This window comes from Thiocystis violacea, from assembly GCF_016583565.1.
GTDB lineage: Bacteria > Pseudomonadota > Gammaproteobacteria > Chromatiales > Chromatiaceae > Thiorhodococcus > Thiorhodococcus violaceus_A.
Genome location: NZ_NRRF01000172.1, coordinates 1 through 2,142 on the forward strand (window position 1 = coordinate 1; position 2,142 = coordinate 2,142).

The following is a 2,142-nucleotide window of genomic DNA, read 5'->3' on the forward strand; positions in this document are numbered from 1 at the left end:
CGACTGAGCCCTCCCAGGTTCCTGGGCGACCCGTGCGTGCATGCCCTGCTCTCAGACCCCGGCGGAGTCTCGGCATCAGGCCAGTACAATGCCGAGACTGTTGCCTTCCGGTGATTGGAATGCGTCGACTCCGCTGGCATCAGTTTCGGGGCTCTATCACACAGCCTACACGCCCCCTGTGTTCGCTTCGCAGCCGGGATCACTCCCGCACCACGCCACACTCGGTTCCGGTGGATGGCCAATCCTTACCGGCTCGGGACTTTCACCCGGTGGGCCGCAACAAGGAGTTTCCGATTCGCTTATCCGTCCGCTATCTTCCTCTCCTTCCAGGCTTTGCCTGGCGCAACCAACCGATGACCAAGGCCACCGGCGGCGTTGACCATGGAATCGTCCACGTCGGTCGCGCCCCAGGCCGCAAAGGGCGAGACGTCGTCGCCGACGAGTTCGGGGAAGCGACGCTCGATCAGATCCCAGGCCAGCACCGTATAGGCGGCGTGCTTGTGCGTGTGCCAGACACGCCCCTTCTCCTCGCGCCGGGGGCAGTACATCTGCTCGTGGAGCAGACGTTTACTTTCGTCGGTGGCGAGCCGCGCCCGCTCGGCGAACTTGCCCAGATCATGCAGATAGGCCGTGAGCGCCATGCGGCAGGTCGCGTCCTGCAGGGCGGTGTCTTCCGGTGTTGGGGCTGTCATGGTGTGCTCGTGTCTCCTTTCGAGTGCGGCGCGGGGGCCTCGCTTGTGGGAGCGGCGCCCCGCCGCGACCCGGCGGTGAACTGGCTCGTCGCGCCGGGGCGGCGCTCCCACCTTGGCGTGTCGCGGCGATTGTTGCACACGCGATGGCCAAGCGCAGTGGCGACAAGCTTGTGGTCTCTCTGTGCTCAGTTGCGGTGCTGTGATCGGTAATGCATGACGTCAATGGCATCCGGGTCCAGCTCCAGGCCGAATCGAGTGCGCGGGCGGGTGCCCTGCGGGTGGATGCGATAAGCGGCAGCGAGCTGGGGTCCAAGGGCGTCGCTGATGGCCTTGTTGGTCTGTGACTTGCGTTGCTCGAAGTATTCCTTGGTCATGCCGGCGGCGAGGGCGGTCTCGACGCGCTCGAGGTCGCCGGAGAAGTCGCCGACCAGACGACTGTAGGCGTCGAGGTAGAGCCCGGCCAGGCCATCGTCATCCCAACGTACGCCATCGAGCCCTTGGATGCGGCGCTCGGCGAGCATGAGGTAGAAGGCGAGCTGGGCGGGTGGGAGGTCGATGCGCTCGCCGGCGGCGTGGATGCATTGGGCGGCAAGGTCGATCCGGAGCGCGGGCGGCGCCAGGGCGCGTTGGGCGGCGTCAACGGTTTCGCCGAAGCTGGCGATGCCCTCCAGGAGCCGGGTCGGCAGGCCCTCGCGGACGCGGATGAAGGGGATGTCGGCGAGGGTGACCTGGGCGTCGGCGGCGTCGACGAGCTTGTTGTCGCGGGTGGTCATGACGCGGCTGACGGGGCTGGGATAGAAGAAGTCCCAGCTGGATTCGAAGGGCTCGGAGACCAGGACGTGTGAAAGACGGTCCTGCGGTCGGCCGAAGAGGCTGAGGGCATAGCCGAGGTAGTAGCCCATGGTCTTGCGCCCGCCGGCGATGGAGACGTGGAGCTGGGTCTGGGGGTCGGCGCTGAAGCGGCTGACCAGGGCGCAGATTTGATCGGCGGCGACGCGGCTGTCGGTGTCGGTGCGGATGTCGGGCAGGGCCTGGCCGTCGGCGCCGAGCAGGATGTGGATGTGGTCGCGGTCGAAGCGGATATCGGGCAGCGGATAGTCGGTCAGCAGGCGGCGGAACCAGCCGGGGTGATCGGACAGCAGACTCAGGCGGGCACGCTCGGCGCCTTCGGCGGTGGTGAGGAGGTGGATTTCGGTGGGCACCCAAGCGTTCTGGCCGCTGACGGCCAGGGCGTAGAGGGTTTCGGTGACGACCTGCGGGGACAGGCCGGTGACGGCGAGGAGGATGCGGCGGGGGTAGTCGGTCGGTTCCATGTAGGCTTCACTGGCGTTGCGGCTGAGGTGTTGGGTCGGCCGTGGCGTCCCTGCCTCCCTGGACCTCGGATCTGGGTGGCCCCCGGCCTGTGGGTGGGGATTATGGCGGGAGGTAGGCGGGGGTGATGGGGTCGCAA

At 67.3% G+C, this 2,142-nt stretch carries 2 protein-coding genes; both read right to left on the reverse strand.

Annotation, left to right across the window (positions count from 1 at the left end; all coding sequences use genetic code 11):
* Nucleotides 1-299: 299 nt before the first annotated feature.
* Nucleotides 300-692 (reverse strand): hypothetical protein, encoded by a 393-nt coding sequence (locus CKO23_RS24450; protein WP_200336073.1) that lies wholly within the window; start codon nucleotides 690-692, stop codon nucleotides 300-302.
* Between the two features lie 185 nt (nucleotides 693-877).
* Nucleotides 878-2,005, reverse strand: a complete 1,128-nt coding sequence (gene csm6 / locus CKO23_RS24455; RefSeq protein WP_200336074.1) for a CRISPR-associated ring nuclease Csm6 — start codon at nucleotides 2,003-2,005, stop codon at nucleotides 878-880.
* Nucleotides 2,006-2,142 lie beyond the last annotated feature (137 nt).

Coding starts and splice junctions, on each gene's coding strand:
- csm6 (WP_200336074.1), bottom strand. CDS start 2,005: ATGGAACCGACCGACTACCCCCGCCGCATCCTCCTCGCCGTCACCGGC.
- CKO23_RS24450 (WP_200336073.1), bottom strand. CDS start 692: ATGACAGCCCCAACACCGGAAGACACCGCCCTGCAGGACGCGACCTGC.